General features: G+C 68.9%; 13 protein-coding genes. 10 read left to right on the plus strand and 3 right to left on the minus strand.

Annotated elements, in window-relative coordinates; genetic code table 11:
• Nucleotides 1–2: 2 nt before the first annotated feature.
• Genes GOAMI_RS03290 through GOAMI_RS03300 form a run of 3 tightly spaced genes read left to right on the plus strand, consistent with a single transcriptional unit; the run spans nt 3 to nt 3,559 of the window.
• Complete coding sequence (locus GOAMI_RS03290; protein ID WP_051995358.1) at nt 3–1,022, plus strand: C40 family peptidase; 1,020 nt, start codon at nt 3–5, stop codon at nt 1,020–1,022.
• A 9-nt stretch (nt 1,023–1,031) separates the two neighbouring features.
• Entirely contained in the window at nt 1,032–2,435 is a 1,404-nt protein-coding gene (locus GOAMI_RS03295) for a gluzincin family metallopeptidase (protein WP_006434967.1), read from the plus strand.
• Nucleotides 2,435–3,559 carry a glycosyltransferase family 4 protein gene (locus tag GOAMI_RS03300; RefSeq protein ID WP_006434968.1) on the plus strand — a complete coding sequence of 375 codons (1,125 nt, stop codon included), beginning with the start codon at nt 2,435–2,437 and terminating at the stop codon, nt 3,557–3,559. Before GOAMI_RS03295 ends, GOAMI_RS03300 begins: the two co-directional genes overlap by 1 nt.
• Nucleotides 3,560–3,566: 7 nt before the next feature.
• Here the strand turns inward: GOAMI_RS03300 and GOAMI_RS03305 are convergent, their stop codons facing one another.
• Together GOAMI_RS03305 and GOAMI_RS03310 are read right to left on the minus strand one after the other, a co-directional pair.
• Nucleotides 3,567–4,514 (minus strand): NADP-dependent oxidoreductase, encoded by a 948-nt coding sequence (locus tag GOAMI_RS03305; protein WP_006434969.1) that lies wholly within the window; start codon nt 4,512–4,514, stop codon nt 3,567–3,569.
• Nucleotides 4,515–4,579: 65 nt separating this feature from the next.
• Nucleotides 4,580–6,388, minus strand: a complete 1,809-nt coding sequence (locus GOAMI_RS03310) for an AMP-dependent synthetase/ligase (RefSeq protein ID WP_006434970.1) — start codon at nt 6,386–6,388, stop codon at nt 4,580–4,582.
• A gap of 108 nt (nt 6,389–6,496) precedes the next feature.
• On the opposite strand from GOAMI_RS03310, the gene GOAMI_RS03315 reads away from it, so the two are divergent.
• The 6 genes from GOAMI_RS03315 (at nt 6,497) to GOAMI_RS03340 (ending at nt 11,022) form a co-directional block, all read left to right on the plus strand.
• Complete coding sequence (locus GOAMI_RS03315; RefSeq protein WP_006434971.1) at nt 6,497–6,940, plus strand: hypothetical protein; 444 nt, start codon at nt 6,497–6,499, stop codon at nt 6,938–6,940.
• On the plus strand, nt 6,940–7,377 hold the full coding sequence (locus GOAMI_RS03320) for an SRPBCC family protein (protein WP_006434972.1): 438 nt from the start codon (nt 6,940–6,942) through the stop codon (nt 7,375–7,377). The genes GOAMI_RS03315 and GOAMI_RS03320 overlap by 1 nt, the downstream gene beginning before the upstream one ends.
• A gap of 20 nt (nt 7,378–7,397) precedes the next feature.
• Nucleotides 7,398–8,582: an ArsA family ATPase gene (locus GOAMI_RS03325; protein ID WP_006434973.1), complete on the plus strand. Its 1,185-nt coding sequence runs from the start codon at nt 7,398–7,400 to the stop codon at nt 8,580–8,582.
• Between the two features lie 169 nt (nt 8,583–8,751).
• Nucleotides 8,752–9,186: a hypothetical protein gene (locus GOAMI_RS03330; RefSeq protein ID WP_006434974.1), complete on the plus strand. Its 435-nt coding sequence runs from the start codon at nt 8,752–8,754 to the stop codon at nt 9,184–9,186.
• A complete protein-coding gene (locus tag GOAMI_RS03335) occupies nt 9,186–10,175 on the plus strand; it encodes an ROK family protein (RefSeq protein WP_006434975.1) in 990 nt (329 codons plus the stop codon). Before GOAMI_RS03330 ends, GOAMI_RS03335 begins: the two co-directional genes overlap by 1 nt.
• A gap of 136 nt (nt 10,176–10,311) precedes the next feature.
• The gene (locus GOAMI_RS03340) at nt 10,312–11,022 is read left to right on the plus strand and encodes a lysophospholipid acyltransferase family protein (RefSeq protein WP_040004541.1); all 711 of its coding nucleotides are present in this window, start codon (nt 10,312–10,314) and stop codon (nt 11,020–11,022) included.
• A 142-nt stretch (nt 11,023–11,164) separates the two neighbouring features.
• On the opposite strand, the gene GOAMI_RS03345 is transcribed toward GOAMI_RS03340, so the two are convergent.
• Entirely contained in the window at nt 11,165–12,757 is a 1,593-nt protein-coding gene (locus tag GOAMI_RS03345) for a glycosyltransferase 87 family protein (RefSeq protein ID WP_040004535.1), read from the minus strand.
• Nucleotides 12,758–12,892: 135 nt separating this feature from the next.
• Between GOAMI_RS03345 and GOAMI_RS03350 the strand changes: the two genes are divergently transcribed.
• On the plus strand, nt 12,893–13,387 hold the full coding sequence (locus tag GOAMI_RS03350; RefSeq protein ID WP_006434978.1) for a polyadenylate-specific 3'-exoribonuclease AS: 495 nt from the start codon (nt 12,893–12,895) through the stop codon (nt 13,385–13,387).
• The last annotated feature ends 37 nt before the right edge of the window (nt 13,388–13,424 follow it).

Genomic DNA, 13,424 nt, shown 5'->3' on the forward strand with positions numbered 1-13,424 from the left:
TGATGCTCGTCATGTGTCTGCTGGCGGCCATCGTGACCGTCGTCCCACTGACGACCGGCGGAACCGGGCAGGCGCGGGCCGTGCCCGCGCGATCAGCCGATCAGCTTCTCGATCGGTACAAGCAGCTCGGCACCGAGGCCGAGAAGACCACCGAGGCGATGCACAACGCCAAGATCGAGTACGACAAGCAGCGCTCGATCGTCGTGCAGGCCAAGAAGGCCGCGGCCGACGCCCAGCGCAAGCTCGACATCAGCCGTGAGCAGCTCGCGGCTTACCAGGCCAGGGTCGACGCCATCGTGCGCGCCAGCTACCAGGGAGCCCGCGTCAGCGGCCTCTATGCGGTGATGGTCAGCGACTCGCCGCAGGCCCTGCTCGACCAGATGTCGGGGCTCGACATGATCTCGCGGCAGGCCGCATCGGACCTGACCGCCATCAAGAAGGTCCGCGCCCAGACCGCGGCCGCCAAGAAGGACGCCGACCAGACCGCGCTCGCCGCGTCGGAGGCGGTCTCGCGCGCCGAACGCGTCCGCGGAGACCTCCAGACCAAGCAGGCCGACCTGCAGATGCAGGCGATCCAGATCCGCACGATCTACCAGTCGATGACCGGCAAGCAGCTCGCCGCGCTGCGCGGCCCGACCTTCGACTTCGACCCGCGGATCGTCCCGAGGGGCACCGCCGCCGCGCTCGTCGCCGTTCAGGCAGCGTTGACGCGAATCGGCGATCCCTATGTGTGGGGTGCCACCGGTCCGAGTTCCTTCGACTGCTCTGGTCTGATGGTGTGGGCCTACAAGCAGGCCGGCAAGACCCTCCCGCGGTCGAGTGAGGCGCAGATGGCCGGCGGACAGCCGGTGTCCCGCGAGGACCTCAAGCCCGGCGACCTGGTCATCTACTACCCGGACGCCCACCACGTGGGGATGTACGTCGGCGACGGATACGTCATCCACGCCTCGACCTTCGGTGTCCCGGTCAAGGTCGTCCCGCTCGACGAGGCCGGTCCCTTCAACTCCGGCCGTCGGTTCTAGACTCCTCTGGTGGTCTCACTCCGCGGGCGTTGGCGCCCGACGCTCGCCTCCGCGGTGGTGCTGCTGATCGGTGTGACCACCGGATGTGGGGGTCCGGGTCCGTCCTCGAACGTCGCATCGGTCTCCACCGGGTCCACCACGACGTCGACGACCCCGGCGAATGTGTATGAGCAGCAGCGTGCCGAGGGTGTGACGCGCCTGCTCGACGACCTCACCACCGCCGTGTCCGCGGGGGACCTGCGGGCGATCGGCCGCCTCGTGGACGACACGGCGATCCCGGCCTTCGAGAATCGATGGGTGACCGCCGCGGAGAACTTCCGTCCCCGGCCGTTCTCCGGCGACGAGTCCGACGGTCGATTGCAGTTCGCCCGTTTCCGCTATCAGCTCGCACCCACCGAGGAAGCCGAGACGCTGGTGCCCGCCGATGTCCAGGGGCTTCTCGACGTGAAGGGGAGTTCCGACTCCTGGGTCGCGCCGGTGGAACTGCGATACGCCCTCGGAGGCGAGCGTGCGCCCGGGGTCGACGAACCCGAGGTGGTGGTGACCAACCAGTTCGTGGTCGCCAGGTACGGCGACGAGTGGAAGCTCGTCGGCGACGCCGAGGCGCTCGGCGGCGAACCGTCCCCGACCCAGCTGTGGGAGCTCCCCGGACTCTCGGTCTCCGATGTGGAGACCGCGGGTGGGACGTCGGTGATCGCCTGGTACCTGCGCACCAACCCGGCGCTGGCGAACCTGCGCCGGCTGCTGCCCGATGCCGTCGACGCGGTGACCGCCTTCTGGGGCAACTCCTGGGATCGACGCGCAGTGCTCGTCGCGACCTCGACACCGAAGGAGTTCGACGAGCTCGTGGCGCCGGGACGCGGGGTGACCGGCACCGCAGCCGCCGCGACCGTGTACAGCCGAGTGGACTTCCCCCGGCGCACCGCCTCCGGCCAGCGCATCGTCTTCACCCCAGCCGCCGACGACCTGGCCGCGCCGACGCTCGCCGTCGTGCTGCGCCACGAACTCACCCACGTCGCGGCCCGGGCCCAGACCGCCCTCGACGCTCCCCTCTGGATCACCGAGGGCGTGGCCGAGTACGTTGGCCGCAAGGGCACCTACACCCGATTCCCCGACGCCGCACCCGACCTGACCGAGGCGGTCCGTGCGGGCAACACCCCCACTGCGTTGCCCGACGACGCTGCCTTCGCCATGAACGGGCAGAACTCTCAGATCGCCTATCAGAGTGCGTGGTCGATGGCTGCCTATGTCGCCGACCGCTACGACGAGGCGCGTCTGAAGAGGCTCTACCTCGGGGTCGCGGCAACCTCCGACCCGGCTCGCCAGGAAGCCGCCATCCGGGCCGCGCTCGGCGTCGGTCGTGACGAACTGGTGGCGGGGTGGGGCCGATGGCTCGAGGGGCAGGTCCGCTGATGTCACGAACCCTGTTGATCACGAACGACTTTCCGCCGCGGCCGGGCGGGATCCAGTCCTATCTGCAGAATCTGGTGGATCTGCTACCGCCGGAGGACATCGTCGTCTATGCGCCGCGCTGGCGCGGCCGGTCGCACATCGACTTCGACGCGGCAGCGCCGTACCGGGTGTACCGCCATCGCACGACGCTGATGCTGCCGACGCCGTTCGTCGCCCGACGTGCCGCGGAGATCGTTCGGCGCGAAGAGATCTCGACGGTCTGGTTCGGTGCGGCCGCACCGCTGGCCGTCCTGGCCCCCGCGATGAGGCGTGCCGGTGCCCAGCGCGTCCTCGCCAGTACGCACGGGCACGAGGTCGGCTGGTCGATGCTCCCGGTGGCGCGTCAGGTGCTCGGACACATCGGCCGCCACACCGACGTGATCACCTTCGTCAGTCGGTACACGCGCGGCCGATTCGCCTCCGCCTTCGGTCCGCACGCCGCACTCGAATATCTGCCGCCCGGTGTCGATGTCGACCGGTTCGCGCCCGATCCGATTCTGCGGCAGAAGTTCCGCGACCGTCACGAACTGGGGGACCGGCCGACCATCCTGTGTCTCTCGCGACTGGTGCCGCGCAAGGGGCAGGACGTGCTGATCCGGGCGCTGCCGCTGATCCGTCGCCGGATGCCCGATGCCGTGCTGGTGGTCGTCGGCGGCGGTCCGTATGCGGAGAAGCTGCACGCACTCGCTGCCGAGGCGGATGTCAGCGATCACGTGATCTTCACCGGATCGGTTCCGGCCGAAGAACTCTCGGCATATCACAACGTCGCCGACGTCTTCGCGATGCCGTCCCGCACCCGCGGGGGCGGACTCGACGTCGAAGGGCTCGGAATCGTCTATCTCGAGGCCTCGGCGACCGGCGTACCGGTGGTCGCCGGACTCTCGGGTGGTGCGCCGGAGACGGTGGTGGAGGGGGTGACGGGGACGACGGTCGACGGCACCGACGTCGACGCCGTCGCCCTGGCGATCCTGGCGATCCTCGGCGACCGGGCGGCGGCGGCCGATATGGGGGCTGCCGGAAGGCGTTTCGTCGTGGAGAACTGGCAGTGGAGTCAGATGGCGGCCCGGCTGCGCCAATTGCTCTGAGTCGTCCCTACGCCTCGGTAGAGACTCGTACCACGATCTTTCCTCGCACATGACCGGACTGGCTGCGCTCGTGAGCGCCGGCAGCGTCGGCTAGGTCGAAGACCTCGGCGATCTCCGGCTTGAGGTCGCCCGCGTCGGCGAGCCGGGCGAGCTCGGCGAGGTCCGCGGAGTCGGGACGCACCCATGCGTACTGGCCCCCGAACTCATCTCGCGCCCGTGCGTCGATGACGGAGGCGACAGTGCCGCCGTCGCGCAATACCTCTGGCACCGAGTCGAGTGCGTCTCCACCGACATAGTCGAGGACGACGTCGACACCGGCGGGCTCCAGCGCACGTACCCGGTCTGCCAGACCATCCCCGTACATGGTCGGCTCGGCGCCGAGGGTTCGGAGGTAGTCGTGATTGGACTCCGAGGCGGTGCCGATCACCCGTGCGCCCAGAGATCGCGCGATCTGAACCGCGAACGACCCGACGCCGCCCGCGGCGGCATGGACCAGCACAGTGTGACCCGACTGCACGCCCGCCCGTCGAATCGTCTGGTACGCCGTCAGTCCGGCGAGCGGTACGGCCGCAGCCTCCTCGAACGACAAGCTGGACGGCTTGTGCGCGAGTGTGCGGACCGGTGCGGCGACCAGGTCGGCGAACGTGCCGCCGGCGACTTCACCGCCGACGACGTCCTTCCGCACGTAACCGAACACCTCGTCGCCCACCCGGAACTCGGGCGTGTCCAGGCCGACCTGCTCGACCACGCCCGCGACATCCCAACCCGGGATCACCGGGAACACGGTGTCCATCACCTCGGCGAGGTGACCCTCGCGGACCTTCCAGTCCACGGGGTTGACACTCGAGGCGCGCACTCGGATCAGTACGGAGTCCGGACCGACCTTGGGTGTGGGGAGATCGGTGACCTCCAGGACATCAGGGCCACCGAAGCGGCGGTAGGTGACTGCACGCATGGTGGCACCAACGGGTGCTCGGGCGGATTGATTCCTGATCCGGCGAACGGATCAGCTCTGGAAGATCACTTCTGGTAGATCGCCTCGATGTCGTCGGAGAACTTCTCCACGACCACGTTGCGCTTGACCTTGAGGGTCGGGGTCATCTCGCCGGTCTCCTCGGTGAAGTCCGACGGCAGGATGCGGAACTTCTTGATCGCCTCCGCGCTCGACACCGTCTTGTTCGCGGCGTCGATGGCCGACTGGATCTCGGCCCGGAGGTCGGCGTCGTCGGAGAGATCGGCGACCGAGGCCGACTCCGGCTTGTTGTTGCGTTCCTTCCATGCGGGGAACGCTTCGGAGTCGATCGTGATCAGCACGCCGATGAACGGCTTCGCGTCGCCGACGACCATCGCCTGGGAGATCAGGGCGTTGGCGCGGATGACGTCCTCGAGTCCGGCGGGGGAGACGTTCTTGCCGCCCGCGGTCACGATGAGTTCCTTCTTGCGTCCGGTGATCGTGATGAAGCCGTCGGCGTCGACGGTGCCGAGGTCGCCGGTGTGGAACCAGCCGTCGACGATCGCGGTGGCCGTCGCCTCGGGGTTCTGCCAGTACTCCTTGAACACGACGCCGCCCTTGAGTAGGATCTCGCCGTCCTCGGCGAGGCGAACGGCGTTGCCCGACAAGGGCTTGCCGACGGTGCCGATCTTCCAGGCGGAGGGGGTGTTCACACTGAACGCGGCGGTCGACTCGGTCAGGCCGTAACCCTCGAACACCGGGATGCCGACGCCGGAGAAGAAGTGGCCCAGGCGTGCACCGAGGGGGCCGCCACCGGAGATCGCCATCCCGCACTCGCCGCCGAGGGCGTCGCGGAGCTTCTTGTAGACGAGCGCGTCGAACAGGGCGTGCTTGAGCTTGAGGACCAGCCCGATCCGACCCTTCTCGCGCGCCTCGGAGTAGGCGATGGCGGTCTCTGCCGCGGCGTCGAAGATCTTGCCCTTGCCGCCGTCGTGGGCCTTCTGGCGCGCGGAGTTGTAGACCTTTTCGAACACGCGCGGCACCGAGAGGATGAGCGACGGCTTGAAGACCGCGAACTCGTCGACGAGGGTCGTGATGTCACTGGTGTGCCCGACCTCGGCACCGGCCTCGATCGCGACCAGGGTGATGGCGCGGGCCAGGACGTGAGCGAGCGGCAGGAACATCAGGAGACGCTTCTCGTCGCGCGTGATGAGGTCGTCGAGGATGTCGCCGGCGAGGACCGCGCGCACCTCGGAGAGCATGTTCGAATGGGTCAGCTCGCACCCCTTCGGGCGCCCGGTGGTGCCCGAGGTGTAGATGAGGGTCGCCGGGTCGGCGGCACCGACGTTCGCGCGGCGCTTGGCGACCTCGTCGTCGTGGACATCGGTGCCGGCGGACACGAGTTCGTCGACGGCACCCGGTCCGTCGGCGCGATCGATCTGGAACACCTTGACCGACTCGGTCAGCGAGTCGATGGACTCGAAGGCGGCACGATGGCCGTCGTCTTCGAGGACGATCGCGACGGCGCCGGAATCACGCATGATCCACTCGATCTGGCTGGCCGACGACGAGTCGTAGATCGGCACGGTGATCGCGCCCGCCGACCAGATCGCGAAGTCGAAGAGGTTCCACTCGAGGCGGGTGCGCGAGAGAAGTGCGACGCGGTCGCCCGGGTTCACGCCGGAGGCGATCAGGCCCTTGGCGATCGACGAGATGCGTGCTGCGGCATCAGCGGCCGTGATCGGCGCCCAGGTGTCGCCCTGTTTGTGGCGGAACACGACGTGCTGAGGTGATCGCTGTGCCAGATCGAAGATGATGTTCGTGCAGTTCTCGTCGTCGGCGATCGAGAATTTCGCAGGCACGCTGTACTCACTCATCGTGGTTACCCTCCAATAGATGCCGTTGTGCAGATCGTAACTCTGTTGGGAACCGGGACGTTCACGGCATCGCCCGTCGGGTGCACTACCCTGCGCCGACACGAGTATGTGAAGCTAGTGGGCGTGACGAGCATCCAGGTGGCCGACGAGGTCTTCGTCGCCGCGGCACCCCGCCTGGCCGCTGCCGTGATCGGCGACCCCGCGAACTGGCGGCGATGGTGGCCCGACCTGCGTCTGGCGGTCACCGAAGACCGTGCCGAGCAGGGGGTCCGGTGGCGTGTCGACGGACCGGTGGCCGGAACGATGGAGATCTGGAACGAAGCGATTCTCGACGGCTTCGTACTGCACTACTTCCTCCATGCGGAACCGACGGAGCCGCTGGCCGGCGAGCGGGGAGACGATCCGCGCGCACGCGCCGACGCGCTGGCGGAGGAGAACAAGCGTCGTCGTGTGGCCGGAAAGGACATGTCCTTCGAGGTGAAGAAGCTCCTCGAGGGCGGCCGGCACGTGGGCGGTCCGGCCGCCGGTGCCGAGACCGCGGAGGCCGTGTGATGGCCGATCACACCGAACGCGACATCGTCATCGGCGCGGACGCCGAGGACATCCTGGCCGTGATCTCCGATTTCGATCACTACCCCGACTGGGTCACCGCGGCGCGTGAGGTCGAGGTGCTGCGCGCCGACCCCGCCGGGCGCGCGCTCGAGGTGCGGTTCGTGCTCGACGCCGGGGTCCTGGAGGACACGTATGTGCTTGCCTACGAGTGGGATCCGGACGGGTCATCGGTGTCGTGGCGGCTGGTCTCCAGCGATCTGCAGAAGGACCAGCGGGGCCGCTACATCCTGACCCAGCAGGTTCCCGGTTCGACGAAGGTCACCTATGAGCTGATGGTCGACCTGCAGGTGCCGATGATCGGACAGCTGAAACGTCGTGCGGAGAAGGCGATCACCGATGCCGCCCTGCACGAGCTGAAGAAGAGGGTCGAAGGCTGATCGATCTCACACCCATTCATGTGGTGCTCGGTCCCGGAGGCTCCGGTGTCTCCGCTGTCGCCGCCGCGGCGGCGTCCCAACGGCCCAGCACGCCCAGGGATTCGCGTCGTGCCGTCACCCGGCCGGAGCAGCACACTCTGCTCATCACGGTCGACCGTTGGTCGCCGGTGCACGACTGGGCTCGGGTCTACCGGCAACCCGGTGAGCCGGTGGCGGTCTCGAAGTTCCTCCACCTGTTGACACTCGACCGGCTCGATCTCACCGAACGCACGTGGTCGGGCTTCGTCGACGTCCTCGAGCACACGGTCGGGCGCAGCAAGGCGGTCATGCCGGGGGTGGGGACCCTCGCGGGCATCGACGCCGCGGAGCTGACCTCGTTGCCGGGTATCGACGACTTCCTGTTGCTCCGGCGGATCCGCGACGAGGCGACGAGCGGCCGGTGGCAACGGATCGTCGTCGACTGCTCGGGGTGTGGCGATCCCTTGCAGTTCCTGCGTGGGGGAGCGGTGCTGAGTCAGGCCCTCAACCGGTTCTGGCCGCGGCACCGGCGGCTCGCGATGGCGGCCGAACGGCCGGTGATGGCACAGTTGACCGCCGCGGTCGACGCCATCGACCGTGACTGCGCGGACGTCGCCGAGTTGTTCGCCGACGCGCATGCGGTGGCCGTCCACCTGGTTCTCGGCGCGGAGGATCGGGCACGCCGCCTCGCTGAGCACTATGTCGCGGGGGCGGACGTCATGGGACTACCGCTGACCTCGGTTCAGGTGAACCGCGGTGTGGGCGCGGAGTCGCCGGAAGACCTCGCCGCGCACGTCAAGGGGCTTCTCGCCGGAAGCGGCGATGTGCGGGTCGCACTGGTGGACCGGTCCACGGAGACGATCGACCGGATGGCGCGGCTGCGCAAACTCGCGGTCCGGTTGCCCGATCCGTACGGCATCCCGCGCGGATCGGCTGCCGCGGTCGTCGAGACCGCCTCCGAGGAGCCGGTCGCCTTCCGGCTGTCGTGGTCACAGCGCCTGCCCGAACCCGATTCGCTGGCCCTCGGCCGCAGCGGCGACGACCTGCTCGTGACCGTCTCCGGGTTCCGTCACCCGGTGCGTCTGCCATCGGTGTTACGCCGGTGCATGGTGGTCGACGCGGCCTGGGACGACGGCCGGCTGACCGTCTGTTTCGTCCCCGACCCCGCCGTCTGGCCGCGCCGGTAGTCGACGCCGCACGGACACCGGGTACGTTCGAAGACCGCCCGCGCAGTCGTGTGCGAGAACGCACGTTCGGCGACCACACGGTACGGTGCTGGGACGCCCGTCCATTTATGGTGGCGAGAGCGAGCGGCACCAGGCCTCCGGGTACGAGCGGTGAGGGGAGACTACGCGAATGGGCACGGACGAGGGGACGTCACGGGGTGACGGGCCCGATCGTGACGACCGCGGTGGTTCGCACGGCGATCCGGTCCGGGACCTGTTGCTCGGTGTGGCCAATCAGATCGACGCGCTGGCGGGTCTCTTCGCAGGTGGCACGCACGACGCGGGTGCGGCTGCCGCCGGGTATGCCGCCGCGTTCGGTGCCGACGGCCCGGTCGGCCAGACACTCGCCGGTGCGTCGGGGGAGATCACCTCGTTGCTGCGCGAGATCGGCGACCTCATCGCCCGGCTTCTCGCGACGGTCATCGCCGTCCTCGAGGCCATCGCGGAGGCTCTGCGGTCGGCTCCCAGTTCGGTGTCCGAACCGCGGAACTACGAGCCGATCGCGGTTCGGATCGGCAGCCCGCGTCGTCCGGACGCGCCCACCGGACCCGAACAGGAGCAGTGATGGGTGAGCTGACGATCGGGATCGACATCGGCGGCACGAGTGTGCGTGCGTCGGTGGTCGACGACCGCGGCACGATGCTCGACACCCTCCGCGCGCAGACGCCGCCCACCGCTCAGGCCCTCGAACACTGCCTGGACCGTCTCGTCGGCGAGCTGACCTCGAGGTGGGACGCGAAGGCCGTCGGGCTCGCGATCGCCGGGTTCCTGACCACCGACCGCAGCATTGTCCGGTTCGCGCCCCATCTGCCGTGGCGTGAGGCCCCGGTGGCCGAGGACATGACCCGACGCGTCGGCATCCCGGTGTTCGCCGAACACGACGCCAACGCGGCGGCGGTGGCCGAGGTGCGGTTCGGTGCGGCCGCGCGTGGACACAACACCGTGGTGCTCGCGATCGGTACCGGCATCGGTGCCGGTCTCGTCATCGACGGCGAGATCTACCGCGGGAGTTACGGCGTCGCACCGGAACTCGGACACCTCGCGATCGTCCCCGACGGTCGTGCCTGTGCCTGTGGCAAACGCGGATGCTGGGAAAGGTATTGCAGCGGAACCGCTTTGGTTGACACCGTGGTCGAGTTGCTGGCCGACGGCGACTGGGGGCGCAGCCAGCTCGCCGCCGACGTCGCCGCCGACCCCGGTTCCCTGACCGGCCGGCGGGTCGCCGGTGCGGCCGCCGACGGCGATGCCGTGGCCCTGGCGGCCTTCGCCCGGTTCGCGACCTCCCTGGGACAGGGTCTGGCGATGATCGCAGACATCTTCGACCCGGACCTGATCGTGCTGGCCGGCGGCGTCGGCGCGGCCTCGGGCTTGTTCCTCGACGAGGCGCGCGAGCACTACGCACGGCAGGTCACCGGTGCCGGCCACCGTCAGCTCGCCCGGATTCGTGGCACCCAGCTCGGTGAGACGGCCGGTGTCGTCGGCGCGGCCGAGGTTGCGCGCCAAGCACTTCGGGCGGCGGCGAGCCGGTCGGCGCCGCCGTCTGCCGCCCGCTGAGGAAACCGGGGCCGGTCGGTAGAGTCGACGCAGGTAAGGTCTTGATGTCGGGACCACGGGGTGCGGGTTCCGGCGGTGGGGGTCCGCTGTCGACACCGGCATCGGGTCAGGAGTAGTGCGCGGCGAGGAGAGTCTCATGTGGTACTGGGCGTTCAAGTACATCTTCCTGGGACCGTTCCTCCGCGTCCTGGGTCGCCCGACGATCGAGGGGCACGAGAACATCCCGGTCGACGGGCCCGCCATCCTGGCGAGCAATCACCTCGCGGTGATGGACAGCTTCTTCCTCCCGCTGATGGTCGACCGCCGGATCTACTTCCTCGCCAAGAGCGAGTACTTCACCGGCACGGGTCTCAAGGGCGCGTTCCAGCGGTGGTTCTTCACCGCGGTCGGTCAGATCCCCATCGACCGGTCGGGTGCGGCCGCCGCCGAAGGTGCCTTCACCGGCGCACGCCGCCAACTCGACAAGGGCAAGCTGATGGGCATGTACCCGGAAGGCACCCGCTCACCCGATGGCCGCCTGTACAAGGGCAAGACCGGACTCGCGCGTCTGGCGATGGACACCGGAGTGCCGGTCATCCCGGTCGCCATGATCGACACCCACAAGTTCAACCCGCCCGGGTCGATCCTGCCGCGCCCCACGAAGGTGACCGTCCGCATCGGCAAGCCGCTCGACTTCTCCCGCTTCGAGGGAATGGAGGGCAACCGCTACATCGAGCGCGCCGTCACCGACGAGATCATGTACGAACTCATGCAGCTCTCCGGCCAGCAGTACGTCGACGTCTACGCCGCGAGCCTCAAGAACAAGGCCCCGTCCACCGAGTCGCAGGCCGCCGACGCGGTCGCCTGAGCAGTGCGACCCGCAGCCCGGTGCACGGCACCCTGATCGAGGTCGCGTGCGACATCAACCAGGGGTGAACGACGTCGACCGAGCTGTGCGCCGAGCGGCGGCCCAACTCACGCATGTAAAGCGTTGACGATCGAAGTGATGACTAACCCGCTTCGCCCACCCGCGCGTCGTCGAGGACGGCGCACAGCTCGGGAATCCAGTCACGGTCGGCGGGTACGACGTCGTCGAGGTCGAGCCGGCGCAGTTCGTCGGCCGAGAACCACTGCATGTCCAGATGTTCCAGGGCGGCCGGGGTTCCGGAACGTAGGCGAGCGCGGTAGGCGTACAGCATCAGGCCGTTGGGGAGGGTGACCTCCGCCCCGATACGCCCAGCCACCTCGATCTCGGCCCCGAGTTCCTCGCGGATCTCGCGGGTGAGAGCGGTCGCGTGGGTCTCGCCGGATTCGACTCGGCCACCGGGCAGTTCCCACTTGCCGGCGAGCTCGGCCGGATGTGCGCGCTGGGCGAGCAGAACCCGACCGTCGTCGACGATGGCCGCTGCCACCACATCCTGCGGGCGGTCGTCGGTCCGGTGGGCGCCGCGCGCCGCACGGGTGGCGATCAGCCAGCCCATCGTGACGAAGGTGGCGATCGACCAGGCCGCTCCGAACACGGCCTCGACGGCAGCCTGGGGCTCGGGTCCGTATTCGATGAGGACGCGCAGGATCCACGGGATGCCGAGCCCGGCGACGACCACCCACATGCCCAGGATCGCGCGGGCGCCGGGGCGTCGAGCGCCCGCGCCGTGTACGAGCCAGACGCCGAGCGGCACCACCCACACCCAGTGGTGGACCCAGGAGATCGGTGAGATCAGCAGGCCGAAGAACTGCACGACGAGCAGGACGCCGAGGGCGTCGGACACCGACCGCCAGGTGAACACGGCCACGACGGTGGCGACCAGGACGCCGAGGAACCAGATCCAGCCGGTGCCGACGTCGAAACCGACGAACCGCGAGAGGGTCCCGCGCAGGCTCTGGTTGATGACCGCCTGGACGGGGCCGATGCGTTCGGCGTCCCCGAACAGGGTGCCGTAGTAGGTCCGGGTGACCTCCGGGAAGAGCAGCAGGCAGCCGAGGACCGTGAGCACGAAGGCGAACGCCGCCGACAGCGCACCCGACGGCTTGCGGACGGCGAGGTACCAGAGGCCGCTGATGGCCGGGGTGAGCTTGATGCCGGCCATGAGGCCGATCAGTGCGCCGCCCGCGAGCACACCGCGCTCGCTCGGGGTCCCGTCGGCGCGACGCGCCCAGGAGATCGCCATCAGGGTGCCGAGCATCAGGAAGACGTTGATCTGGCCGTAGTCCAGGGTCACCCGGACCGGCTCACACCAGATGGCCGGTGCGGTCCACAGCGCCGCGAGTGCGTGGACGTCGGTGGACCGGCCGCACAGTCGGAGCGCGAGCACCACACAGGCGTAGAGGGCGGCGAAGGTCGCGAGCTGCCAGCCGATCGCCACGATGTCCCACGGGATCAGCGACAGGGGATAGAGCACCACCGCGGCGAACGGTGGGTAGGTGAAGGGCAGCGCGAAGTCCGTCTCACCGGAATAGGTGAACAAATAGAGCGACCCGTCGGCGAGACCCGCCGAACCGTCGCGGTAAACATGCAGGTCGACGAAGTTCCTGCCGTTCACGGTCAGCGTGTCCCAGACGAGCCGCGCGATGATCGACGCCGCCAGGAGAGCGGTCGCCAGCACAGACCTGGAGCGCACGAATTACCAGGGTAGCCAGCAAACGACGGCAATGGCGAAACGTACATCGCCCGGGCGCGTGTGCGGGTCCCGTCCGAGGGTGTCCCGGGACGTGGAAAAACGGCGTGTGAAACTGTCCCCATGCGGTTCTTCTACGACTCGGAGTTCATCGAGGACGGAAACACCATCGAGCTGGTCTCGATCGGGGTCGTCGGCGAGGACGGCCGTGAGTTCTATGCGGTGTCCACCGAGTTCGATCCCGGCCGCGCCGGTGACTGGGTGCGGGCGAACGTGTTGCCCAAACTGCCGTCCCCGTCGTCGCCGGTGTGGAAGGACCGCCGCCGGATCCGTGAGGACCTCCTCGAGTTCCTCACCGCCGACGGGACCGACATCGAACTGTGGGCGTGGGTGGGTGCCTACGACCACGTCGTCCTGTGTCAGATGTGGGGTCCGATGACCGCGCTGCCGCGTCCCATCCCGCGTTTCACCCGGGAACTCCGGCAGCACTGGGACGCCGCCGGCCGTCCCGCACTCCCGCCGGCGCCCTCCGACGCCCACGACGCACTGAGCGATGCGCGCCACAACCTGCGCCGCTGGGAGGCGATCGAGGAGGCCCGTCGGAAGATGGCCGGCTGACCCGGCGTAAATCCCGGGCGCGTCTGCTTTACGCTGG

Origin of the sequence: Gordonia amicalis NBRC 100051 = JCM 11271, assembly GCF_000332995.1 — a bacterium.
GTDB classification, from domain to species: Bacteria; Actinomycetota; Actinomycetes; order Mycobacteriales; family Mycobacteriaceae; genus Gordonia; species Gordonia amicalis.

What these genes read in the sequence shown, in the direction of transcription:
- GOAMI_RS03310 (WP_006434970.1), bottom strand. Translation starts at nt 6,388, where the DNA reads ATGAGTGAGTACAGCGTGCCTGCGAAATTCTCGATCGCCGACGACGAG.
- GOAMI_RS03335 (WP_006434975.1), top strand. Translation starts at nt 9,186, where the DNA reads ATGGGTGAGCTGACGATCGGGATCGACATCGGCGGCACGAGTGTGCGT.
- GOAMI_RS03290 (WP_051995358.1), top strand. Translation starts at nt 3, where the DNA reads ATGCTCGTCATGTGTCTGCTGGCGGCCATCGTGACCGTCGTCCCACTG.
- GOAMI_RS03300 (WP_006434968.1), top strand. Translation starts at nt 2,435, where the DNA reads ATGTCACGAACCCTGTTGATCACGAACGACTTTCCGCCGCGGCCGGGC.
- GOAMI_RS03305 (WP_006434969.1), bottom strand. Translation starts at nt 4,514, where the DNA reads ATGCGTGCAGTCACCTACCGCCGCTTCGGTGGCCCTGATGTCCTGGAG.
- GOAMI_RS03340 (WP_040004541.1), top strand. Translation starts at nt 10,312, where the DNA reads ATGTGGTACTGGGCGTTCAAGTACATCTTCCTGGGACCGTTCCTCCGC.
- GOAMI_RS03350 (WP_006434978.1), top strand. Translation starts at nt 12,893, where the DNA reads ATGCGGTTCTTCTACGACTCGGAGTTCATCGAGGACGGAAACACCATC.
- GOAMI_RS03320 (WP_006434972.1), top strand. Translation starts at nt 6,940, where the DNA reads ATGGCCGATCACACCGAACGCGACATCGTCATCGGCGCGGACGCCGAG.
- GOAMI_RS03330 (WP_006434974.1), top strand. Translation starts at nt 8,752, where the DNA reads ATGGGCACGGACGAGGGGACGTCACGGGGTGACGGGCCCGATCGTGAC.